The organism is Solwaraspora sp. WMMD937 (assembly GCF_029581175.1).
GTDB lineage: Bacteria > Actinomycetota > Actinomycetes > Mycobacteriales > Micromonosporaceae > Micromonospora_E.
The window spans coordinates 1,244,416-1,267,322 of the sequence record NZ_CP120738.1 but is presented as its reverse complement, the minus strand read 5'-3'; the positions used below and the strand labels follow the sequence as shown (position 1 = coordinate 1,267,322).

Here is a 22,907-nt window from a genome sequence, read left to right as displayed (position 1 = left end):
ATGACGGAGACCCAGGCGAAGTCGGGGGGAACAGGATCCTCGGCGGCTCCGGTCGACGAGGAATCCGCCGCCGGAGGCACATCAACGGCCACCGGCCGCGCCGCCGTCGGCCGGGCCAGCGTGCCCGGTGATTCGCCGTCGCCCAAGTTCACCCGGGCGCCAGGGATGCCTCCCCCGCCCGACAGACCCGCCGACGACCCAGCCGGTGGCACCGGCGACTCCGTCGACGGTTCGACCCGCGCCGGCGGCACCGGCGACAGCGCCACTCAGCTCGGCGGCATCTCCGCCTCTTCCGGAAGGTCGGCACCTCCTGTGACGTCGGCACCTCCTGTTTCATCCGCTCCGCCGGCCAGCTCCGGCAGCGGATTCACCGGTGGAGCGCTCGGCGCCACTGCGGCAAGTGGCACCCGACCGGGTGGTGGGCTCGGACCCACCGGGCAGTTCGGCACCATCGGCGGCACGGCCCGGGTGGGAACGGCCACCCCCGGCTCGCGGACTGGGCTGGGTTCGCCGACCGTACGCACGATCGCCGGTGCCGGTGCCGGTGCCGGTGCCGGTGCCGGCGTAGGCGCGGCGCGAGTCGGCCCGGACGGTGCCCGGACCGCGCGACCCGGGGTCAGCTCGGCTGCCTCGCGAGGGCCGCGCCGTGCTCGCCTGAACCTGAAGCGGATCGACCCCTGGTCGGTCATGAAGTTCTCGTTCGCGGTCTCGCTGGTGCTGTTCATCGTTGTGATCGTCGCGACCTCGGTGCTCTACCTGGCGCTCGACGCGATGGGCGTGTTCCAGAGTGTCAACGCCAGCCTCGGTGACCTGATCGGCACCGGAGCCGGGGACGGTCCGAGCCTGCGGATCACCGCCCAGGGCGTGATCGGCACGGCGGCGCTGTTCGGGCTGATCAACGTGGTGCTCTACACCGCGCTGGCGACGCTCGGCGCGTTCATCTACAACGTCTGCGCCGACCTGGTCGGCGGGATCGAACTGACCCTGGCCGAGCGGGACTGACCTGGCTCACGCAGGGAAGTGGAGGACGGCCGGGCGGGTCGATACCCATTGGCCCCGGCCGTCCGCGATCCGGTAGTCTCCCATGGTCCGGCGCTCCGTTCGCCGGATGCCGGTGGCTTTCGCCCCGAGTTGGGGTGTAGGGCACGGGTGCGGTAACCTTGCTCGTCGCGTACGGGGCTATAGCTCAGTCGGTTAGAGCGCAGAGCTGATAACTCTGAGGTCGCTGGTTCGATTCCAGCTAGCCCCACTCCACGACAGTCGAGCGTAAGGGGACACGCCCTATGGTCAAGAAGCTCCTCATCATCGCCGGGGTCATCGGTGTGGCCGCGCTGATCGCCAAGAAGGTCAAGGAGACCAGCGACGAGCGTGCCCTCTGGCACGAGGCGACCACCGCTCCTGACCTTCGCTGATCCGACTCCGGTCCTCCGACCTCGGTCGGCACCGTTGGCGCGGGACCGCTCGGGGCCATAGCTCAACTGGCAGAGCACTGCCTTTGCAAGGCAGGGGTTAGGGGTTCGAGTCCCCTTGGCTCCACCGACCGCACCATTGTGCGAACCGGTGGTTGTTCCTCGTGAGTGCCCTCGCCCGGGTCGGGCGGGGGCATCGTCGTGTCGGTGGGGATCTTGAACACGGGTATGACTCCCTGGTCGGTGAGTTGGACTTCAGCGATGAGGGTCTCGATGGCGGCTTTGCGTTCGGTGTCGCTGCCGCTGGTCATGATCGTGGTGAGGTAGTCGCGGTTCGTGGTGATGGTGCCGGGTGCCGGTGGGGCGGGTTGGGCGGTGAGTTCGGCGAGTTCGGCGTGCCGGGTGTGGAGTTGGGCCAGTCGTTGGCGGAGTTCGCGGATGCGGGGTCCGGCGGTGGCGTCGTCCATGGTGCCGTTCTCGAAGGCGGTGTGATACCTGGAGATGCTGGCTTCGGTGGTGGTGATCTGGTTGGCGAGGGCGGTGAGTTCGGCGCTGCGGTCGTCGGTGGTGGTGTGGCGTTGGGTGTGGGCGCGTTCGATCATGGCGACGAGGACGGGTTCGGCGGTGGTGTAGAAGTCGTAGAGGGCTTGCAGGACGGCGTTGTCGAGGTCGTCGGCGGGGAGCCTCGGCGCGTCGCAGGTGGCGTGTTTGCCGTAGCGGGTGCGGGTGAAGCAGGTGTAGTAGCGGTAGCGGCGGGTGCGTCCGTTGGCGGACGTGCCGATGTAGCGATGTCCGCAGCGGGGGCATGTGAGTAGGCCGGTGAGGTAGTAGTCCGAGTCGGACATGGCTCGCTGGGTTTGGGCGTCGCCGCGGGCTGCGGCGATGTCCTGGGCGCGTTGGAAGGTGTCGCGGTCGATGAGGGGGTCGTGGGCGTCGGGGACGTAGACGTCGCGGTAGGCGATGTCTCCGACGTAGGCGGGGTTGTCCAGGATTCGGTTGATGGTGTGTCCGGACCATTTCTTGCCGGTCCGGTTGGGGACGCCGCGTTCGTTGAGGGTGGTGGCGATGGCGCGGGTGCCGACGCGGTCGCGGGTGTAGAGGCGGAAGATGTCGCGGAGGATGGGTGCCTCGTCGGGGTGTGGGACGAGGCGGTGGTCGGGGTTGACGAGGTAGCCGTAGGGGCGGGTGCCGCCGGCCCATTTTCCTTTGCTGGCTTTCGCTGTCATGCCGCTTTTCACTCGGTCGATGATGATGTTGCGTTCGAATTCGGCGAATACGGCGAGGAGTTGGAGCATCATGCGGCCGAAGGGTCCGCCGGTGTCGATGGGTTCGGTGGCGGAGGAGAAGCGGACGTTTGATGCTTCGAGGATGGTGACGAGGTCGAGGAGGTCGGTGACGCTGCGGCTGAATCGGTCGAGTCGGTAGACGAGTAGGACGTCGTAGAGGCCGGCTTTGGCGGCGTGGAGTGCTTTTTTGAGTCCGGGGCGTTCGGTGGTGGCGCCGGAGGCGTCGTCTTCGTATTCGGCGACGATGGTCCAGCCGGGCTGGGAGGTGACGTATTTTTCGAGGGCTGCGCGTTGGGCGTCGAGGGAGAAGGGTTGGTGTTCGTCGTCTGTGGAGCGGCGGATGTAGATGCTGACGCGGCTTGGTCCGGTAGGCCGCTGGGTTGCGTCGGCGTGGCGGGCGGGCCGGCCGCGTCGTTTGGGTGGGGCGAGGGGTGGGGTTGTCATGCAGTGGTGTCCTTCGAGGTTGCGGGGTGTGCCCGGTGGCGGTCGGGGGTGGCCGCCACCGGTCGGGCTACGGGAAGAGGTGGGGGTGGTCGTCGATGAAGTGGTTGAGTAGGACGGCGAGTGCTTCGGCGGCGTTGTCGAGGTCGGTGGCGGTCATGGGTACGGTGTCGATCCGCGCGACCCGTAGGGGAATGCTGGGTTCCTTTCCGTGTGTGCGGATTGTTTCCGCACCGCCGTTGTTGGCGGCGGTACCGGGATGTGGTTCGTCAGGATAGCTCCGGACGTTGTTTTCGTGGTGGGGCGCGTGGGCCACGGTCCTCCGAAAAGCGTGTGACGCTGCTGGGGTCGGAGTCCTTCGTTCATGCGTTTCCTTCCTACGCGGATTTGTGCGGTCGATCCGGTTGATGCGGTCGATCCGGTTGATGGCGGCTGGCCGGTTTCTGTTTCGCTGGGTCGCGGACGGTACCTCCGCGATCTGTCAACGGGAGGGTTTGGATCTGTCAGCGACTCACGGGCAACTCACGGCGGTATCCTGTGAGCCGCTGACAGATCCTGAAGCTTGCCGTCACCGCGATAGCGGAGGTACGGTCCGCGACTTCCCGCCGTCAAGGGCTGGTGCTCCCGCTGTGGTCGGGGGCTGCGGCTGGGTTGTCGGTGCGTGGCCTGGTCCCGCGTCCGTGCACCGCGTACGGGCGGCGTGACCGGTCGGTGGTTGGCGGCGCGTGCGGTTCAGACAGGCTGTCCCGAGTCGCTGTCGGGTAGTGCGAGGTTGGCCAGGCGCAGCGGCGGCAGAGGGGCTCGGTGTAGCCGCCACACCGGCTCCGCTGGGTTCATGCCGGTGGTTTCGCGGTGCACGGCGGTGGCTACCGGGTAGCGGACCCTGGCGGTGGTGAGTTCCTGATGCAGGTGCCGCTCGCGTAGCGGCGACGGTAGCCAGAACAGCACCGGCCAGAACCGTCCGGTGACGTCGGCGAGGTCGTGGTAGCCGTGGATCTTGTCGACGAGGCGGGACAGGGGCCGTTCGGTGCCGAGGTCGTACTCGAGGAAGAAGGGGATCCGCTGGCCGTCTTCGACCCAGATGCCGTGCCCGTCGGGCCGTGACCTGGGGGTGTAGGCGAAGGCGGAGACGTCGTCGCCGGGTTCGGCGAAGGCGCCGGTCTGCTGGCAACGCGCGGCCGGCCACCACCGCGTCAGTGCGGTGCCGGGGTGGGTGCGGGCGTGTCCGGCGAGGTCGGTGAAGAAGCCGTTCACGCCGAGCAGGTGGGGCAGGTTCGCCCGGCGGGTGAGATGCCAGCGGCGTTTACGGGCGCGGTCCTTGCGGGGCAGTTCCTCGCCGCGTTGCGCGGCGACGACTTCCACGCCGAGTTGGGCCAGGACGTAGTGGTAGGGGTAGGAACCGCCGTCGGGTCTCTGCGGCCGGAACCGGTCCACCACCTCCAACTGCTGGGTGAGGGCGCGGAGGCGTTCCTGGGCGTAGTCGACCGACGGGAACAGGGCGTGGGCGATCTGGAAGGAGGTGAGGACTCCGTGGTCGGCGAGCCAGCCGAGCAGGATGAGGTCACGGGTGGTGAGTTGGGACTGGACCCGCAGCACCGGATCAGCCATCCCTCACCGCCTTTCCCGGGGGGAGAGACCCGTGGAGAGGGTCAGTCGCAGCGTTCGAGTGAGTCTGGACAGCGGCGCTGGCCTGCGGTGTGAGACGACGGTGGGGGTCCGTTGGGGGCCCGGGTGAAGCGGGACGTGAAGCAGGAGACCCGGCGGGACCGGCAACGGGAGGTCAAGCCGGGATCTGTCAGCGTGGGACGTGGAGGATGCGGCAGCCGCCAGCGGCGGCGAGGGTGGATGCGTGGACAGGGTGTACTCCAAGGTGAAAAGGGGGTTCATCTGCGGCATGGACGGGACAGCGTGGTGGGCGTCGTGACGGTGGGCAGGCGTATCCGCGCCGGGTGACGCCCGGCCGGGCGGATCTCGAGACGCGGAGCTCAGGTGCCACTGTGGAGGTGTCAACGAACAAGCCCGCCCCGCACGAGGCAGACCAGGATTCGAGCAGCAAAAGCCGCGGCAACCTGACAGAAAGGTTGCCGTCGATGCGAAGAACAACAGGGATTGGCGGCGGAGCGGGGCACAGCCTGAGCGGTGCCGACAGTCCTCACGGCAGTGTCAGGGCCGCGCGGTGCGCGTCGGCCAGGCTCGCCACGACAGCCGCGAACAGCTTGCTGTGGGCGGGCGGCTAACTCGCCGGCGTGAAGTCCTTCATCAGCGGTCCTCCCATCACTCCGCGCCCCTTGACCCTGGCCCACGCGGGCCACGAACGACGACAGGCGCCACCACACGAGGTGCCGCCCGCGACATGACATGGCCGAAACAACCCGGCCGCGCAGGGAACGCCCATCCAGTACGCCCCGGCAACCCACCCCAGGTCAATCAACTTAAGATAACAATCAGGTAACACGACTTGACTTCAATCCAGACTTGTGCTTCTGAGTCCTGTCGCGTGCGTCTGAGTCCGCCTGCGTCCACACGAGGAGGCGGATGTTTGTGCCTCACTCCCGGAGCTGCCGGGCAATACGATCGACGCTTACCTCTGGTGAAACGGGATCGCCGGCGAGCAACCGCGGCATGAGTAGTTCACGCAACGTCCGCGTGGCCTGGATGACGTCCTCGTGCGCGCGGATCTTCGTGTCAATGGCCTTGGCGACCTCCACCACGCTCCGCTGAACCACTGCAGGCGGCAGCGCGAGTGGCATAGACCGGATCTTGGCGGCGTTGATCGTCGGTAGCACTCCGCGCTGGGTGTGCTCGGCAAGCCACTCCTGCACCGCCGGGTGAGTGAAGTAGCACGCTAGGTAATCGGCAGAAATGTCCTGGGTCGCGCGGATGCGGATGCAGGAGCCGCCGAGCAGCCAGCGCTCCTGTCGCTCGGTGACCACTGCGTGCCGAGTCGTTACGCCGATGCGCACGAGCAGGATGTCGCCCGAGCATAGTTCGTACCGTCGCCGTAGTCGTTCAGCGGTCTCCTCGCCCACGCTCTTGCTCGGGCGGGGGCTGATCCCCTCGGGACCGATGTCGCTGGCCCTCACGACCGGGACACCTTCGATCACGTACGCGGAGGCCTTCAACGTGGTGCCGGACGGGCCCGGCTGCACATCGCAGCACTCTTCAAGGCGCTTAATCTGCCAGTTGTCCGGAACGGAACCAATCAGCGTGTTCACGTCACCAACTTTGCGAGGCATCGGTCGAGGGTCAGGTCGGCGATCCTGGCCGCGTCGTCCAGCCGGGCCAGATCAGCCCTCAGCGCTCGAAGCTGCGGCGGGGTCTGCGGAGCGGGCCCGACTCGCCCGCGCTGATTCAGATAGGTGACGGGCTGCAGATCGTAAACGTGCTCCTGGATCTCCGCCACGGTTGCTGTGGTGGCGGCGAACTCGTCAGTCGAACTTGGGAACGCAACTGTCCCGTTCACCCATCCGTGGAATGCATCGAGGACTAAATGGCAGCCGCGTTCCGTTAACACGCGGTGGGTAGGGCTGATCCGGCGGGCCGCCGCTCGGGCGTCGATGAAGAGGATCTCGCTGCTGGCATTGTTGCTGGGGTGGGCCAAGATCCACACCGTCACCGGGACCGTGGTCTCGCGGAACAGGTGACTGGGCAGCGCGACAATGCAGCGAACGGCTCCGCGCTCGACCATTGCCTTCCTGATTTCCCGCTCTCGTGCGGTGCGTGCAGACGTGGCACTGTAGGGCATGACCACGGCGGCCCGGCCGTCGGGGACAAGCGCCTCGACGGCGGTCTGCAGCCAGGCCCAGGTGACGTTGTGCGCCGACGGCTCGCCGTAGGGCCAAGGCCGCAGCGAGCGCGATGCGGGACGGCTCCAGTTCCTCATTCCAAAGGGCGGGTTGAGCAGCACGACATCGAATAGACCCGGGTCGGCGTCAATCTCCGCAGGGTATGACGGCGGCCCGTCGCCGAGGTCGACCTGCATGCGATGGATTGCGGCGTTCATCATGGCGAGGCTCCAGGTCCTGACAGTCGCAGCACGGCCAGTGAGGGTGACCGGCGAACCGGATCTGGTGACGCGCGACATGTACTTCCCTGCGGCCACCAACAGGTTTCCCGGCCCGCAGCATGGGTCGTGGATGCGGCTACCGGGCGCGGGATCAAGCATTCGTACCATCAGGCCTGCCAGCTCGGTGGGGATCAGGTACTCGTCTGGGCTGCTGTGCCGGTACTTGGCGAATCTGTCGAGCAGGTACTCGAACACCTGAGCGGCGGGTGCCCGGTCTGTGGAAAGTATGCGGACGATCTCGACGAGTTGATGGCGCGCGTAGACGGTGGCTGGAACGTCCCGAACGACTCGTGTGGCAGCCATCATGCGCTCCGGCTGCCGATGCCAAGCCTGCATGACGATCTCATGGATCGTCTCGACGGAAGCCCTCGAGGTCGCCGACCAGCCGACAGGAGAGGTCTCTCGCAGGCACAGCAGGGACAGAACGACAGCCTCAAAGACCGCAGGCACCTCGCTCTTGCGCAGCAGCCGCTCCAGCGGTGCCCACAACCTCTCATCGAGTGGGTCCTCCACCTGCATGCCGGTCGTATCGCTGACAGCGGGCGGGGCCGGGATTCCCACTGCGGAGCGGAACCGATCCCCATAGGTCACTCCCTGGTGTTCGCGCTTCCGTAACGAGGGGCGCGGTATGTGACGGCTATCGAGCCACGCTGCCACCTCCGAAGCCGGATAGCCCTCTCGCGATCCGCGCCGAACAAGCTGAGGGAAGTCCGGGTGCCTGCGCATCCAGTTGCTCACTGCCTGGGCGGCGACGCCCGCCGCGCGAGCCACTTCTCCCCTGTTCATCAGCGGCTCCGGCGTAGACATGGTCACCGCCTTTCTCGGCTGGGGGCCAAGGAACTGCCCCTCGGACGGACCTGCCCCCGCACTGCGCGGATCAGCTGCGTGAGGTGACGGGTTCGCCGCTCGCTCATGATCACCCAGCCGACGAACAGCATCGGTAGCAGGATCGCGCCCAGAATGTACGGATTTGGAAGGTCGCCAATCGCCTGCACCAGCCTCGCCGCCATGCCAACTCCTCTTCGCTGCACTGTTGTCCGCACTCGAAGCCTGAGGCAACGGGCCGACCAACGCGATAGCGTATCGACGATACGCGCTGTTTTGTTTCATCGCCGACTGGAGTTGAGTGACACACGGGCAGCATGCAGTCGGATCGGGATGGACTCCGAGCTGGTCGGCGATCAACCGGATCGCCCCTACCGCACTGGCCGGATCCCGGCGGGCCTCGACCACCAACCGGGTCGCAGGCTCATGCAGCTCATCGGGGTACTTCTTCGGCGCGGGCATCGCTGGTGTTCCTCCCAGGTTTCGATGTCTCCATCAAACCCGGTGCGGGACAACGAGCAGGGGATCGGTGTAGCCGGATATCGGTGAAGGTATGCGGAGGTAGTTCGGTAGCCTGCTATCCGTGACCAGTTCCGATATCCGTGTGCGCTTCGCGCCTTCCCCGACGGGCATGTTCCACGTCGGTAATGCCCGGTCTGTCCTGTTCAACTGGGTGCTGGCCCGACAGTCGGGCGGGACGATGGTGCTGCGGATCGAGGACACGGACGCGGCGCGGAACCGTCCGGAGTGGGTCCAGGGCATCCTGGACGCGATGGAGTGGCTCGGCATCGGTCCGAGTGAGTACGAGGGCCCGCTGTTCCAGTCCGACTATGCCCAGCACCACCGCGAGGCCATCGACCGGCTGCTCGCCGCTGGGCGCGCGTACTACTGCGACTGCGCCCGGGATCAGGTCATCGCCCGGACGGGCAGCGAGCACAAGGGTTACGACGGCTTCTGCGGGGACCGTGGTCTGCCTGCTGGGGAAGGTCGCGCGTTGCGGTTCCGTACGCCGGACGACGGCTCGACCGTGATCGTCGACCTGGTGCGTGGCAAGCCGACCTTCGACAACGCGCTGATCGAGGACTTCGTGATCGCCCGTGGCGACGGGTCGCCGGTGTTCCTGCTGGCGAACGTGGTCGACGACATGATCATGGGCGTCACCCATGTGATCCGGGCTGAGGAGCACCTGCCGAACGCGCCGAAGCAGCAGCTGCTGTGGGAGGCGTTGGGCGCCGAGCCTCCGGTGTGGGTGCACGCGCCGATCCTGGTCAACGAGAAGCGGCAGAAGCTGTCCAAGCGTCGGGACCGGGTGGCCCTGGAGGACTTCCGTGCCGAGGGCTACCTGGCCGAGGCGATGCGTAACTATCTGATGTTGCTCGGCTGGGCACCGTCGGGTGATCGGGAGATCCTGCCGTGGGACGACATCGTGGCGGAGTTCCGGCTGGAGGACGTCAACCCGTCGCCGGCGTTCTTCGACGTGAAGAAGCTCCGCGCCTTCAACGGGGACTACATCCGGGCGCTGTCGGTGGAGGCGTTCATCGAGGCGTGTCAGCCGTGGCTGAGCGGCGACACCGCGCCGTGGCGGCCGGAAGCGTACGACGCCACCGCGTTCGCCGCTGTCGCCGAGTTGGCGCAGACCCGGATCGCGCTGCTGTCGGAGATCGTGCCGATGGTCGATTTCCTGTTCCTCGATGAGCCGGTCGCCGATGAGGCGGCGTGGGCGAAGGCGATGAAGGTCGATGCCCCGGCGCTGCTGGCCGCGGTGGTCGAGGCGTACGGGACGTGCGAGTGGCGGGCCGAGGTGCTCAAGTCGACGCTGGAAATTGTCGGGGCTGAGCGGGGGCTCAAGCTGGGTAAGGCGCAGGCACCGGTCCGGGTCGCGGTAACCGGCCGCACCGTCGGGCTGCCGTTGTTCGAGTCGATCGAGATCCTCGGACGTGAGCGAACCTTGGCTCGCCTGCGAGCCGCACTCGACCGCCTGAGCTGAACCCTTCTTCTGTGACCGGCGGATCGATCCCGCCGGTTCCTTTGGTCGTCGATCGATCCGCTCCCCGAGTCCTTCCCGGATGACCTGTCACCCTGTCGGAGGCGGGTCGGAGCATGATTGGCGTACCTGATGAGTCTTGAGAAACTGCTGGCCGACCGGCTGGCGCAGGCGTTTGCGGCAGTGGCCGGCGGGCCGGTCGATCCGGTCGTGCGGCGGTCGCAACACGCCGACTTCCAATCCGACGCCGCCCTGCCCCTGGCCCGTCGGCTCGGCCGCCCGCCACGGGACATCGCCACCGACGTCGTCGGCAGAGCGGAGCTGGCGGACCTGTGCACGGTCGTCGAGGTCTCCGGACCAGGGTTTATCAACCTGACGGTCGCCGACCCGGCCCTCGGCACACTGCTGTCGACGATGGCCGCCGACACCCGGCTCGGCGTCGCACCCAGCGTCAACCCGCAGACAGTGATCGTCGACTACTCGGCGCCAAACGTGGCCAAGGAGATGCACGTGGGGCATCTGCGGTCGACGGTGATCGGTGACGCCGCCGTACGGCTGCTGGACTGGCTCGGGCACCGGGTGATCAAGGCCAACCACCTGGGCGACTGGGGCACACCGTTCGGGATGCTGATCGAGCATCTGCTCGACCTGGGCGAGTCGGAGGCCGCCCACGAGCTGTCCGTCGGTGACCTGGACTCGTTCTACAAGGCGGCCAGGGTCAAGTTCGACGCCGACGACGCGTTCAAGCAACGGGCCCGGCTGCGGGTGGTCGCTCTGCAGAGCGGTGACGAGCAGACCCTGCGGCTGTGGCGGATGCTCGTGGCCGAGTCGGAGAAGTACTTCCTCACCGTCTACGACCAGCTCGGCGTCCTGCTCACTGACAAGGACTTCTACGGCGAGAGCTACTACAACGACATGCTCGCCCCGGTGACCGACGAACTGGACCGGCTCGGGCTGTTACGCGACAGCGGCGACGCCGCCTGCGTCTTCCCGGACGGCTTCACCGGCCGCGACGGGCAGCCGTTGCCGATCATCGTGCGTAAACGCGACGGCGGATACGGCTACGGCGCCACCGACCTCGCGGCGATCCGCCACCGGACCCGCGACCTCGGCGCGACCCGGCTGCTCTACGTCGTGGGCCTACCGCAACGGCAACACTTCGAGATGGTGTACGCGGTCGCCCGGCAGGCTGGCTGGCTGCACCCGCCGGCCGTGGCGGAACACATCGGCTTCGGCTCGATCCTCGGCTCGGACGGCAAAATGCTGCGCAGCCGCGCCGGTGGCTCAATCAAACTCGTCGGCCTGCTCGACGAGGCGGTGACCCGGGCCGCCGAGCTGGCCCGGCAGAAGAACCCCGACCTGCCCGACGCGGCTATCGCCGAGGTCGCCCGCGCGGTCGGGATCGGTGCCATCAAGTACGCCGACCTGTCCACCGACCGGATCAAGGACTACGTCTTCGACTGGCAACGGATGCTGTCCCTTGACGGCAACACCGCCCCGTACCTGCAGTACGCCCACGCCCGGATCCGGTCCATCTTCCGCCGCGCCGGAATCGAGCAACCCACCGGTACGCCGATCTTGGTCTCGCATCCGGCCGAACACGCCCTCGCCCTCGAACTGGCCAACTTCGGTGCTGTCGTCACCGGCGTCGAACAGACCCTGGAGTTCCACCGGCTCGCCGGCTACCTGCACACCCTCGCCACCACCTTTAGCGGCTTCTACGAACACTGCCCGGTCCTACGCGCCGAAGACGAAGTACGCGACAGCCGGCTCGCCCTGTGCGACCTGACCGCCCGAGTCCTGCGCCAGGGTCTGCACCTACTGGGCATCGCCACCCCGGACCGCATGTAGCAGCGATCGCGTCTCCTACGCCGCCCGGGGGCTCGGGAGGCAGGTGGTCGGCTGCGTGTCGAATGGCGGTGCGAGGTTGCCGAAATTGGTGCCGAGAACCTCGTCGCTGATTCGGAAGACCTCGGGTGCCAGGGGCCCGACCCGGCCACCGCCCGGCAGCCGGGCGGTGGCAAGGGTCGCGGTCAGCAGCCAACCGCGCGGGGACGGGGTGACAACGAGAGCCCCATCGGCTCCGCTCGGATCGGAAACCAGCCGGTCGCCATCCCAGCGGACCGACGCCTCCTGAGTGGCCCTCTCGTCGGCCCTTGTTGCGGCGCCGAAGATCGTGCAGGTGGCGCCGGCGGCGAAGATCTCCGCCACCAACTGTTCGACGACGCTGGTGCCAGGCTCGATCCCGTCCCTCGCGAGGAGGTTGACCGCGTGCAGCAGGACTCGACGTGCGGAGGGCGCCGCTTCCATAGCGGAGGTAAGCCGGGCGTTGAGGTCGGTGGGGAGGAAGCCGCTGGCGGTGAGGATGCCATCGACGGAGAAGCCGCCCCGGTAGCCGAGACGTTCGCGTAGACCGGCCCCGATCCGTTCGGTCTGGGCGACGAGGTCGGCGGTGTCCCCGAGGGTGGGAACGGCACCAGCGCAGAGGAAGGTCCCCTGTCCAGGCCGAGGAAGTGTCACGAGTTCCATGGGCGGGAACGGGATGACCCTGGTGGCGAGGGTCAGCCCGTGCAGGCGGACGGGGACGCCTTCGAGCAGCGGCATCAGCCGGACTCGCCAGGCTCCGGGCTTGGCGGTGGGAATGGTTGCCGGTGGCGGACCATCGCGCCACCACCAGATACCGTCGCCGCCGGCCGACGGGCCGGCGCCGACGGGCTGGCAGGAGCAGACGACTCCGGTGCCTTGGTCGACGATCGCCCCCAGCGTGGCGAGGTCAGCGGTGCCGTCGCTGATGACCGACGGTGCTCGGGGAAAGCCGGCAACATCCCAGAGCGTGTCGACGACGGTCTTGTCTTCGAAGAGCCGCCACGCGGGCTGTCTGACGCCGATCCGTCTACGGACGCCGGCATGCGGCGGATCGAGCGGGTCGGGCAGGACGAGCGTTGCGGCGTTGTCGGGGTCGAAGGCGTCTGCCGGCCCGGCGAGCCAGCCGGAGCCGTCGAGCCCGCCGATGGCGTGGTGCTGCCAGGCGAGGTGGCTGGATGCGCCGGGCAGTGCGTGGCGGCGGGTCTCGGGTGGCGCGTCGTCCAGGGCGAGGGCGAGGCACCGGGCTGGGCCGAGCAGATCCTGCCAGGCTGCCGCGTCGTCGGCGCGTCCGCAGACAACGATGACCTTGCCGTCGGGTAGCAGCTGGTTGATCGGTAGTGCGGGCCTGGTCATCGGCGTCGCCGCCATGGTCGGTCTGTTCGGTGCAGGATCAGGTTCGCTGGTGTCTCGTGGACCAGCTCGTAGGTGTCGGAGCCGAGATGGCGGTGGATGGTGCGGCGGTGCCGGTCGGGGTGGTCGTCGTCGAACTCGACAATGACGATGGATGGCCGGTGACGGGTGTGGTCGAAGGAGTTCCAGACGTCGAGTTCGGTGCCTTCGACGTCGATGCTGAGCAGGTCGATTTGGTCGATGCACCACTGGCCGAGGAGGTCTTCCAGGGTGCGGCACGCGACGAGGATCTCTTGGTAGTCCGTACCGCGCCGCTGCAGACCTGACCAGGATGGTTTGTGGGCGTACATGCCGAATGGCCAGAGGCCGGGGGTGGCGGACACGGCGCACGTGTCCACGGCGCAGCAGCGGCATCGGAGCCGTGGGTGGTTGCGGGGGTCGGCATCCACGCAGAGTCCGCGCCAGCCGCGGTTCTCGAAGTAGAGGCTGTTGCTGCCGCGTACGCCGTCGCCAGCGCCGATGTCGACGAAGACGCCGTGCGTCGGGAGGTGGTAGTGCTCGGCGAGCCAGCGGTCCTCGCCCCATTGGGAGTGGTACGGCGCGGGTTGGGTGTAGGGCAGCATGTCGTCACCCCCGCCACCGCTGGATCAGGTCCCGCTCGCGGGCGTGGTCGAGCCAGCGCTGTGACCAGCCGCGCCGCAGCGCCTGCCAGCCGAGTGCGTCGGTGATGCTGTCGGGAAGGGGCCGGAGGGTGAGGCCGGCGTCGGTGGCGCGGCTGTTGTTGACCGACATGAGCGCCAGTTCAGGGCTGCTGGCGGGTAGCCACAGTGGGATTTCGGTCCATGGTTGTAGGCGGTGGGTGAGGGCGAACTCCTCGCCGACCCGGCAGGGGGTGACGGCGCGGCCGGCGCGGGTCAGGACCGTGTCCACCAGGGTCCGGGCGTCGGTTCGGGCACCAGCGACGTTGACGACGCCGGTGAGTTGCTGGTCGACGGCGTCGCGCAGAAAGCGGGCAACGTCAGTGGCGTCGATGAGTTGGATGACCTGGCGGTCATCCATCGGGACCAAGACGTCGCCGCCGCGCAGGGCGCGTTCCAGCCAGTAGGCGAGGCGGTCGCTGTCGTCGTACCGGCCGATGACCAAGCCGAGGCGGGCGATCAGCAAGGGTCCGTTGATCCGGTCGAGGCGACGCCGGACGTATCGCTCGCAGCGCAGTTTGCGGGTGGCGGATGCGCGTACCGGGTGGGAGGCGTCAGCTGGGATCGTGGCTGCCCGTTCGGTCAAACCGTGTCGGCTGGGTGCTCTGCGATACACCCCGCAGGTGGAGAGCAAGGTGTATTGACCGACGTTGCCGAGTAGGGGCAGCACGGGGCTCAGGTCGTCGACGTCGCGGGCGCTGGTGTCGATGACCGCGTCCCACGGTTCGGCGAGGACGGCGGCGGCTTCGACAGTTGGCGCGCGTCGGTCGGTCAGGACGTGGCGGGCGATGCCGGCGAAGGGTGACGGGGAGCGGCCCCGGTAGAGCACGGTGACGTCGTCTCCGCGTCGGAGGCATTCCTCCACGATGTGCCGGCCGACGAATCGGGTGCCGCCGAGCACGAGGATCTTCATCGCGGCTCCCCGTTGTCCGGGTGGGCGGGGCTGTAGCCGAGCACGAGCAGTCGACGTGGGTGGCCGGAGGTGTTGGGTCCGCTGGCGTGGACCAAGGCGGCATCCCAGATCAACACCGAGCCGGGTTCGGCGACCAGGGTCAGGGCTGCCTCGTCGGGTGCGGCGGTGTCGGGTACGACAGGTCCCTGATTGGCGGTCGGGATCATCGTGGTGGTGTGGCGGTGGCTGCCGGGCCAGACCCGCAGCGCGCCGGCCGTTTCGGTGCAGGGGTCGAGGCAGACGGCGACGGTGAGCACTCGCGGGTAGCCGCGGGTCGCGTAGTAGGCAGCGTCGGTGTGCTTGCGGACCTCTTCACCGAGTACCGGAAGCGTCGCCCATCCGGCGGTGATGTCGACGGTCTGCTTGTACATGAGCTTGTTGTCCATCAGCTTCGGTGGCGCGCCGAGCAGGTCGGCGACGACACCACGCAACGCGAGGCTGTCCGCCATCGCCGTGGCGGCTGGGGACAGGTCGACCACCGGTTTGACCTTGAGGACGTACGGCACGCCGCTGGCGAGACGCCACCAGGTGACGCGTGGGTCGAGTGTCCTGCTGGCGACCATCCGGGCAAGCCGGTCCCGCAGGAGCGTGTCGGCCTCGACGCGAAGCTTCTGGATAGTGGCGGGCGGGACCAGGTCCGGCAGGACGAGGTAACCGTGGGAGGCGAACCGGTCGATCTGCTGTGCGGAGACCGCTGGCGCGATCGGAGAGGCCATCAGGCGCCGCCTTTCGTGGCGATCGGGACGAGGAAGTCGCGGCTGGGTTTGGTCCAGTGCGGTGAGGTCTGCTCTGCCGGCATGGTGTGCGGGTAGGCGGTCCATCTCACGAAGTGCCGGTCGAGGACCGCACGGCGAGCCGGGCCGATCGAGGTGCCGCTGTGGAAGAAGCTGAACCGGCCGCCCGGGCGGAGGCAGCGCATCGCGACGTGGGCGACGAACTCGGCGAAGTCGGAGTCGGCATGTCCGTCCGGCGGCCAGGTGTCGTACATGATGGCGTCGAAGGCGTCGGCTGGCAGTGTCACCAGCTGCCACGGGTCGACGAGCACCCGCACCGGCACGTCGAAGGCGTCGACCACCCGTGTTCGCGCCATCAGCGCGACCTCTGGGTGAGGTTCGATCGCCGTGAACGAACCGACCTCACGTTCCAGAAGCTGGGTGGCGAACACGCCGAGGCCGAGCCCGACCTCCAACACATTAGGGCGGGTGAAACCCTCGGTGAGGCGGGTGACGTGCTCGCGCATCAGGTCTGCCTCGGCGAAGAACATCACGTACTGCGAGCCGATGCGTAGGCCTTCCGCGTCGATCACCGCAGACTGGGCGCGGAGAGCGGCGAGGTGCATCATGTGCGCATCGGACAGTGCCTTCGTGGTCATAGCGGGACTCCGTTGCGGAACCGGGCCAGCGGTTCGGCGGCGAGGAACCGTGAGGCGAAGGTGGCAGCCCCGGCGACGGTGCGCCGCACCGCCTCTTCGATCTCGGCCACGGTCGCGGCGTCGACCTCGCGGTCCACTGAAACCAGGACGTGTGCCGGATCGTCGAGCTGGCCGCCGTTGCGGGCGGCGATGGTGACCTCGGCGTACACGGAGGTTTCGGCCAGCACCCGCTCGGCGGCCTCGGCAGCGAGCGCGGTGTAGATCTTGCCGGCATGGTGAACCGCGTTCTTGCCGGCAGGTGCCTCGCCGCTCGCCGGGCGCAGCGGCTCAATGGCGCCGCTGTACCGGTTGCCTCGCCCGACCGCACCGCAGTCGCCCTTGCCCAGTGAAGTGCCGAACGGCGCCAGGTAGCCGCGGCCCGGCACATCCTTCGTGTTGAGATGCAGCGACAGGCCGGTCACGGTCCGGGACCGGGGATCCTGGTCGAGCAGAGACTTCAACTCGGCGGAGACGGTGCTCTGCGCCTCGGCGAGTGCTGTGCGGTATGTCGTCCAGGAGCCGACCAGTTCGGGATGGAACGGCACAGCGGCCGTGACCTCCAGTGCCGACCCGATCCGGACCACCATGACCTTCACATCGGTACCGGCGCCCGGCACGACCTGCCGGAATCCCTCGCTGGTGAGCCGTCGTTCCAGCCGTATCGCAAGATCGGCGGCGAGTCCGCGTCGGCCGGTGCCGACGCAGACGACGGTGTCGTTGGCGACGGACTCGGTCGCGAGCACGGCGTTGATGTCCAATGCCTCGTCAGGGCGGTAGAACCTCGGGTCGTGGTCGACGGCGGTGCCGCGCGTGTTGTTGATGTGCAGGCGTAGGTGTTCGAGGATGCGGTAGTCGCCGAGTGCGGTCGGGAGGATGTCGAGGACGACTGCCCGAAAGATGTCCTCGACGGGCACCTGCGTGTCACCGACCTGATCGGTGATCTTGCCGAAGAGGTAGCAGTCGGCTGGCTTGAGGATGTCGAAGCCGCCGAAGCGGACGTCGGCTGCGGCACCGACGAGGTTGACCTTGTCGACCCAGTGGTTGGGGATGGCTCCGAACTCGCGCAGGCACCAGGATGAGTAACGCTGAGAAAAGGCGTCGGCGACCAGGTCGGCGAGGCTGTCCGGGTGGCCGACGCCCTTGCGTTCGGCGACGTCGAACGGCTGGTCGTCCGGGTCGACGCAGGCGTGACGAATCGAGATCTGCATGGGAACGCCCTTCGTGGTCAGCGGTCGTCCGAGTCGACGCCCAACTCGGGGCGGACCGGAGGATCGACGAGGTAGGACAGGCACTGCGACAGGACCAGCACCCGCTTGGCGGGGCACGGCTCGTTGACGTCGGCAGGCCGGAAGGTGCCGTCGTAGAGATTCCCGTAGCCGGTAGGCACCGAAGCGCACCGGCGAACGTCACCGGTGACGGTGACCTTGAACGAGGTGACACCGGCGGTGCACGCCTGGCCTCGGAAGGAGAGCATCCCGTCGAGGTAGGGCCGGTTGAAGACGTACTCGCCGGAGTTCGCCAGCACCAACGCCTTCTGCTCGTCGGTGTAGCCCTCCGGGTAGCGGATGCCCTCGTGTACGCCCTTGAATACCTTGGCTCGGATGTGGTCCACGCCCAGCTCACGCAACCGATCCAGGTCGGCGGCGAACCGACCGAGCAGCGGCGGATACAGCACGTACAGGGCGGTCACGTCGAACCCGCCGCGTCGCAGGATCAGGTAGTTGCGGGCGTAGGCGTCGAGTTCCAGCCCGCGCAGTTCGCGTTCGGGCTGGTGGATCGCGGCGACGATCTTCGCCACCCGGCCGGCCGGGACACGGTCGGCGAATTCCGCAATGTCGTCGGAGGCGAGGTTGGTGTTGATGCTGATGAAGTGGTTGTCGGCCAGCCCTCGGCACAGTTCGACGAAGCCGGGGAACATGAACGGCTCGCCGCCGGACATGTGCACCAGGCAGACCTTGCCCAGCTCGTCGAAGCGACGGACCACCAGGTCCGGGGTCGGCTCGTCGAGGTGCTTGCGGTTGAGCACGAACCGGATCTGTGGGTGGCAGTACTCGCAGAAGAAGTTGCAGCGGTTCGTCAGGTGCCAGTCGAACTCCCAGTCCCATGGAGGTTTGGTCTGGGTCATCGCCGAAGTGCGCATCAGGTCCTCCGCTCGCCCGTCGAGGTGTTCACCCGCCGGCGCAGCCCTTCTCGGCGGTACGCCGGCGGGGACGCATCCAGCAGACCGCGAACCGGTACCGCCGAGGCAGGGGATGAACGCGTCAAGAGCGTCAACTTGCATTGGCCACAGCGGACACATGATCTGGCGGCTTCGCGGTACCGTCGGTTGACCCCTGCGGAGGAGCCGATGGGATCGTCACCCGAGCGCACCAACCAAGCCCTCGCCGCGCACATGGCCGAAGCCGGCCTCACCCCGCGCACTCTCGCTCGCGAGATCAACCGGCTGTTCGGACCCGGCACACTCGCCGAAACCGCGCCCTACCACTGGCGCGACGCCGGCGGCATCCCACGCCCGCCACTACCGGCACTGACCGCCTACGTCATCTCCCGCCGCCTCGGCCGCATCGTGACCGCAGGGGACCTTTGGCACGGGCAGCCCGCCGCCACAGATGGCACGCTGGTGATGGCGGCCAGCATCGGCATGAACGGATCGTGGAACCTCGCGAGCACCATGCTGGTCGCAGAGGACTGGCTGTTGGGAGGACTGGTGGACAGGCGAATGTTCCTCGCAGTCTCCGGGGCCGCCCTTGCCCAGGCAGTAAACATCTACCTCGACGTGCACCTCCCGACCGGCGGGGCCACGCTCCCGACCGCGACACCGGACGACCCACTCGTCGAACAGATCGAAGCCAGCGTGCCGCGCCTGCAACTACTCGACGACGAACGCGGCGGCGCGGCCGGCCTCGGCTACGTCGGCGCCCAGGTCCGCGCGGTCCTGCTCGTACTCCGCGACGGTGGCCACACCGACGCCACGAGCCGCCGGCTCCTGGTCGCCCTCGCCGACCTCGCCCAACTCGCCGGCTGGAAGGCGTTCGACGCCGGACAGCAAGGGCTTGCCCAGCGGTACTACTTCACCGGCCTGCGTGCCGCGCACGACGCTGGATACCGATCCATGGAAGCGCACATCCTCGCCGACCTGTCATTCCAGGCCGCCTCACTCGGCGACACCGACGACGGCCTACGCCTCGGCAATGCCGCCCGCCGGATCTCCGACCGGTCCGCCGCGACCGTCCAGGCGTCCGTGCTGTCCCGCCTCGCGTACGCCCACGCCGCCGCCGGACGCGTCGACCAGTGCGAACGCACCTGGGCCGAGTCCCACGACCAGCTCGCGAAACGGCATCCCGACCGCGACCCAGAATGGATGTACTACCTCACCCCGAACCACCTCGACTGCCAGGCCGGCTACGCCATGATCCTCGCCGGACGACAAGTAGTGGCCAGCGGGAGAGGAACCGACGGGCGAGCCCTGCTCCGCAAAGGCGAAACGCTCCTGCGCACCGGCGCCTACGCTCGCCGACCAGACGTCCCCTACCAGCGACGCGCCCTCTACGAAGGAGCCTGGCTCGCCCTCGGCTACACCGCCCACGGCAAGCTCGACGACGCCTGCGCAGTAACCCGGATGGCCCTACCCCGGCTCGAACAGGTCCGCTCACCCCGCAGTACCGCACTGCTCACCACACTCGCGCAGGAACTCCGCCGACGGAAGCGGAACCACAGCGTCGCCGACCTGCTCCCCGACCTTGAGAACGCGCTCGCGCGCCAACCCGCCTGACACTACGGTCAAACGATGGCCCGCACCGATCTCGACGCCCTAGTCATCGGTGCCGGTGTATCCGGCCTAACCACCGCCATCTGCCTCGCCGAAGCCGGACTACGGGTCAAGATCTGGGCAGCCGAGCCACCCGAGCAAACCACTTCGTACGCCGCCGGCGCAATGTGGGGCCCCTACCTCGTCGAACCCGTCGACCGGGTCCGCGTCTGGAGCGCCCAGACACTGGAGACACTGCGACAACTCGCCACAGACCCGATGACCGGGGTACGGCTTGTCTCCGGCATCGAGGCGTCCCGCAAGCCCGTCGAACCGCCGGAGTGGGGCAACCAGCTCGACGGGTTCCGGATGTGCAAGCCGAGCGAGCTACCGGACGGATTCGCCACCGGATGGCGATACACCGCGCCGCTGGTCGACATGCCGGTCTACCTTGGCTACCTGCTACAGCGGCTGGAGGCAGCGGGTGGGGAGATCGCCCTCCGCCGGATCGGCTCCTTCGACGAGCCCGTTCAGGTCGCTCCGCTGATCGTCAATTGCACCGGGATGGGCGCCCGTGACCTCGTGCCCGACCCAGAACTCGCTTCGATCCGAGGCCAACTCGTCGTCGTCGAGAATCCCGGCATCACCGAGTTTTTCTCTGAAGACACCGCGCTCTCACCGGATCTGCTGCACTTCTACCCGCAGGGCGAGACCCTGGTCCTCGGCGGCACCGCTCAACCTGGCGACTGGAGCCGAGAACCAGATCCGGACATCGCCGCCGCGATCATCGCCCGCTGCGCCGATGTCGAACCGCGCCTCCGCAACGCCCAGGTCATCGAGCACCGGGTCGGCCTACGCCCCACCCGGGCCTACGTCCGCGTCGAAGAGCAGCAGCTCAACGGGAGTCGGGTGATCCACAACTACGGCCACGGCGGAGCCGGCTTCACCCTTTCCTGGGGCTGTGCCTTCGAGATCGCACGTCAAATCTGATTGGTCTGATACGGGCTTGCTTCTGGGAGCCCACCCGTTGGCAACGGTCTCCGTCTGGCGGATGACCAGGTCGACGGCGGCATACCCGTGGCCCGGCGGGTAGCCGGAGCGGGCCGGCAATCGGCGGCTGATGTGGATGTGGATGTGGTAAGCAGCCTGGCGCGTACCCGAACTACGACGAGGGACGTCGAAACCCCGCGCACCGTCGGGAGATCGATACCCAGGTCGCCTAAGCCGTGAACGCCGTCGCCGTCCGGCCGGCGTGCAGCGGAACCAGTACGTGTGACTTGACTCGACCAGGATCGAAAATCCTGCTTTGTCTGCTTTACGTGTTCATTCATAGATGATGCTGCGCATCTTGTCACGTGTACGCTGTAGTTATCTACAGCACATCCGCTTGGAGGACTGAGCTATGGCGCTGTCGTACAAGTACATGGCGGTGGGGAACGGGTTGCGAACGGATCACCCGATTCCGGATCTGCCGTTCGTTGACGACTCCCACCTGCCGCTGGACGACCCGGACGCGATCGAAGCGATCGGCCGCAAGCCCGGCGTCAACGGAACCTGGGGCCGTACAGATCCATGCAAGGACGGCGGCTGGGTCGCCTTCACAACCGACGTCCTGCGACCGGATCTGGGCTGGGTGGTGCGCTGGCACCCCGAGCACGGCCGGTCGGTGGTGCTCTATCGCGACGAGGACGTGGTGAGCGCGTACATGTCCTACGAGGACGAGGCGCTGCTGTTCCGCGCCGGCGGCTACTGGTGGGACGGCACAACGTGGTACCGGCCGTCGCAGGTGTTCGACCGAGCTCGGGAGATCTACGTCAACCGGCCAGTCCCGGCCGCGTTGACGATCAGTGCCGCTGACCTGCCACAGGGCGACCCCGGGAAGGGCGCAGCGTGGGCGATCACTGATCTCGACCCCGACACGATGACGCCCGTCGCCTCGCGCCGCTGGCGTGACGACCTTGCGCTATGGGCGCTGCGGCACGGGTCAGGGCGGCACTTGGCAGGCTGCGTCGTTCACCTCACCGCTCCGGAACTCGCGGCGGACCAGCTCCTCGGCGTGGCCGAGCTCGCCGAGATCGCCGGGATCGGCGCCAGCACTCTGCGCGCTTACCAGACCCGAGGCGAGAGCGACGTGCCGCTGGCGCAGGCCACCGTCGGTGGGCGCAGCATGTGGTCCCGACCGGTCGCCGAGGACTGGGCCGAAACCCGCCGCCGCTCCCGCGACGGCGTCGCCCGCACCATGGCCGACCACGATCATGAGAACTTGTCGGTCGGTGTGGCCCGGCTGTGGGACTACTTCACCAACGCCTTTGCCATCGACCTGTGGGACCGAGACAGAAACCGCAAGAGGTTCGCGCTGCGCTGGCGTACCAAGGCTGCGGTGCGCGACGTCGCTCACGACGTCGCCTGGACTGCTGCCGCCAGCCTCGACCGGATCGTCCCCCTCGGCGATCTCGGAGCGACGATCCGCGCCGCCGTGTTGTTCGAGCTCGCCGAATGGCAGCGCACGGTGCTAAACGAGAAGGTGAGTTATCCGATCAATCATGCGATTGCTCGGATGCTCGACTGGTTGATCCAGCACGAGCCTGAGCAGGCCCGGGCCGTCGTCGCGGAGATCGTTGGCGAGGCCGAGCGTGGCCTGGGTATCCCGCCCGAGATTACCGGCTCCTCCCTGCGCCAGGCTCTCGCGCTGGACGGAAAACTGTCTGGCGAGAACGCCTACGCCGAGTTCCTGAACCTCGTCCTACCGCCGGACAGCCGACCGGTGTAGACAGAACGAACGGTTCACTGCCGGCGATCACCCGCCGTGCGGTAGTCCTCGGCAGCGCCGCAGCTGCTGTCACCGAACTGACGCCGTCGGCGCCGGCGAGC

General features: G+C 67.8%; 19 protein-coding genes, 2 tRNA genes and 1 pseudogene. 10 read left to right on the top strand and 12 right to left on the bottom strand.

Annotation, left to right across the window (positions count from 1 at the left end; all coding sequences use genetic code 11):
* From O7621_RS05565 to O7621_RS05545, 5 genes are all read left to right on the top strand, one after another.
* Positions 1-1,002 (top strand): DUF3566 domain-containing protein, encoded by a 1,002-nt coding sequence (locus O7621_RS05565; RefSeq protein WP_282233039.1) that lies wholly within the window; start codon positions 1-3, stop codon positions 1,000-1,002.
* 173 nt (positions 1,003-1,175) lie between these two features.
* A tRNA-Ile gene (locus O7621_RS05560) sits at positions 1,176-1,249 on the top strand.
* Between the two features lie 34 nt (positions 1,250-1,283).
* Complete coding sequence (locus O7621_RS05555) at positions 1,284-1,412, top strand: DLW-39 family protein (RefSeq protein WP_282233038.1); 129 nt, start codon at positions 1,284-1,286, stop codon at positions 1,410-1,412.
* A gap of 51 nt (positions 1,413-1,463) precedes the next feature.
* Positions 1,464-1,536: transfer RNA gene (locus tag O7621_RS05550), tRNA-Ala, on the top strand.
* A 37-nt stretch (positions 1,537-1,573) separates the two neighbouring features.
* The gene (locus O7621_RS05545) at positions 1,574-2,224 is read left to right on the top strand and encodes a hypothetical protein (RefSeq protein ID WP_282233037.1); all 651 of its coding nucleotides are present in this window, start codon (positions 1,574-1,576) and stop codon (positions 2,222-2,224) included.
* Here O7621_RS05545 and O7621_RS05540 read toward each other — a convergent pair.
* From O7621_RS05540 to O7621_RS05520, 5 genes and pseudogenes are all read right to left on the bottom strand, one after another.
* Positions 2,111-3,139: pseudogene (locus O7621_RS05540) on the bottom strand (recombinase family protein); the annotation flags it as partial. The gene O7621_RS05545 and the pseudogene O7621_RS05540 sit on opposite strands and share 114 nt — an antisense overlap.
* A gap of 729 nt (positions 3,140-3,868) precedes the next feature.
* A complete protein-coding gene (locus O7621_RS05535; RefSeq protein WP_282233036.1) occupies positions 3,869-4,744 on the bottom strand; it encodes a replication-relaxation family protein in 876 nt (291 codons plus the stop codon).
* 938 nt (positions 4,745-5,682) lie between these two features.
* Positions 5,683-6,351 carry a restriction endonuclease subunit S gene (locus O7621_RS05530; RefSeq protein WP_282233035.1) on the bottom strand — a complete coding sequence of 223 codons (669 nt, stop codon included), beginning with the start codon at positions 6,349-6,351 and terminating at the stop codon, positions 5,683-5,685.
* The gene (locus tag O7621_RS05525; protein WP_282233034.1) at positions 6,348-8,009 is read right to left on the bottom strand and encodes an N-6 DNA methylase; all 1,662 of its coding nucleotides are present in this window, start codon (positions 8,007-8,009) and stop codon (positions 6,348-6,350) included. Before O7621_RS05525 ends, O7621_RS05530 begins: the two co-directional genes overlap by 4 nt.
* 2 nt (positions 8,010-8,011) lie before the next feature.
* Complete coding sequence (locus O7621_RS05520; RefSeq protein ID WP_282233033.1) at positions 8,012-8,212, bottom strand: hypothetical protein; 201 nt, start codon at positions 8,210-8,212, stop codon at positions 8,012-8,014.
* A 398-nt stretch (positions 8,213-8,610) separates the two neighbouring features.
* Between O7621_RS05520 and gltX the strand changes: the two genes are divergently transcribed.
* Entirely contained in the window at positions 8,611-10,014 is a 1,404-nt protein-coding gene (gene gltX, locus O7621_RS05515) for a glutamate--tRNA ligase (RefSeq protein WP_282233032.1), read from the top strand.
* Between the two features lie 129 nt (positions 10,015-10,143).
* On the top strand, positions 10,144-11,862 hold the full coding sequence (gene argS, locus O7621_RS05510) for an arginine--tRNA ligase (protein WP_282233031.1): 1,719 nt from the start codon (positions 10,144-10,146) through the stop codon (positions 11,860-11,862).
* A gap of 15 nt (positions 11,863-11,877) precedes the next feature.
* Here the strand turns inward: argS and O7621_RS05505 are convergent, their stop codons facing one another.
* The 7 genes from O7621_RS05505 to O7621_RS05475 are packed head-to-tail and all read right to left on the bottom strand — an operon-like array spanning position 11,878 to position 18,413.
* The gene (locus O7621_RS05505) at positions 11,878-13,230 is read right to left on the bottom strand and encodes a hypothetical protein (RefSeq protein WP_282233030.1); all 1,353 of its coding nucleotides are present in this window, start codon (positions 13,228-13,230) and stop codon (positions 11,878-11,880) included.
* Entirely contained in the window at positions 13,227-13,850 is a 624-nt protein-coding gene (locus tag O7621_RS05500) for an FkbM family methyltransferase (RefSeq protein WP_282233029.1), read from the bottom strand. Before O7621_RS05500 ends, O7621_RS05505 begins: the two co-directional genes overlap by 4 nt.
* 4 nt (positions 13,851-13,854) lie before the next feature.
* On the bottom strand, positions 13,855-14,838 hold the full coding sequence (locus tag O7621_RS05495) for an NAD-dependent epimerase/dehydratase family protein (protein WP_282233028.1): 984 nt from the start codon (positions 14,836-14,838) through the stop codon (positions 13,855-13,857).
* A complete protein-coding gene (locus O7621_RS05490) occupies positions 14,835-15,593 on the bottom strand; it encodes a phytanoyl-CoA dioxygenase family protein (protein ID WP_282233027.1) in 759 nt (252 codons plus the stop codon). Before O7621_RS05490 ends, O7621_RS05495 begins: the two co-directional genes overlap by 4 nt.
* Positions 15,593-16,249, bottom strand: coding sequence for a class I SAM-dependent methyltransferase (locus tag O7621_RS05485; protein WP_282233026.1), 657 nt, complete (start codon positions 16,247-16,249; stop codon positions 15,593-15,595). Before O7621_RS05485 ends, O7621_RS05490 begins: the two co-directional genes overlap by 1 nt.
* Positions 16,246-17,496 (bottom strand): methionine adenosyltransferase, encoded by a 1,251-nt coding sequence (locus O7621_RS05480; protein ID WP_282233025.1) that lies wholly within the window; start codon positions 17,494-17,496, stop codon positions 16,246-16,248. The genes O7621_RS05485 and O7621_RS05480 overlap by 4 nt, the downstream gene beginning before the upstream one ends.
* Positions 17,497-17,513: 17 nt before the next feature.
* Positions 17,514-18,413, bottom strand: a complete 900-nt coding sequence (locus tag O7621_RS05475; RefSeq protein ID WP_282233024.1) for a radical SAM protein — start codon at positions 18,411-18,413, stop codon at positions 17,514-17,516.
* A 222-nt stretch (positions 18,414-18,635) separates the two neighbouring features.
* On the opposite strand from O7621_RS05475, the gene O7621_RS05470 reads away from it, so the two are divergent.
* The 3 genes from O7621_RS05470 to O7621_RS05460 all read left to right on the top strand — a co-directional run bounded on the left by O7621_RS05470 (position 18,636) and on the right by O7621_RS05460 (position 22,806).
* Complete coding sequence (locus O7621_RS05470; protein WP_282233023.1) at positions 18,636-20,060, top strand: hypothetical protein; 1,425 nt, start codon at positions 18,636-18,638, stop codon at positions 20,058-20,060.
* A 15-nt stretch (positions 20,061-20,075) separates the two neighbouring features.
* The gene (locus O7621_RS05465; RefSeq protein ID WP_282233022.1) at positions 20,076-21,026 is read left to right on the top strand and encodes an FAD-dependent oxidoreductase; all 951 of its coding nucleotides are present in this window, start codon (positions 20,076-20,078) and stop codon (positions 21,024-21,026) included.
* A gap of 412 nt (positions 21,027-21,438) precedes the next feature.
* Positions 21,439-22,806, top strand: coding sequence for a hypothetical protein (locus tag O7621_RS05460; protein WP_282233021.1), 1,368 nt, complete (start codon positions 21,439-21,441; stop codon positions 22,804-22,806).
* The last annotated feature ends 101 nt before the right edge of the window (positions 22,807-22,907 follow it).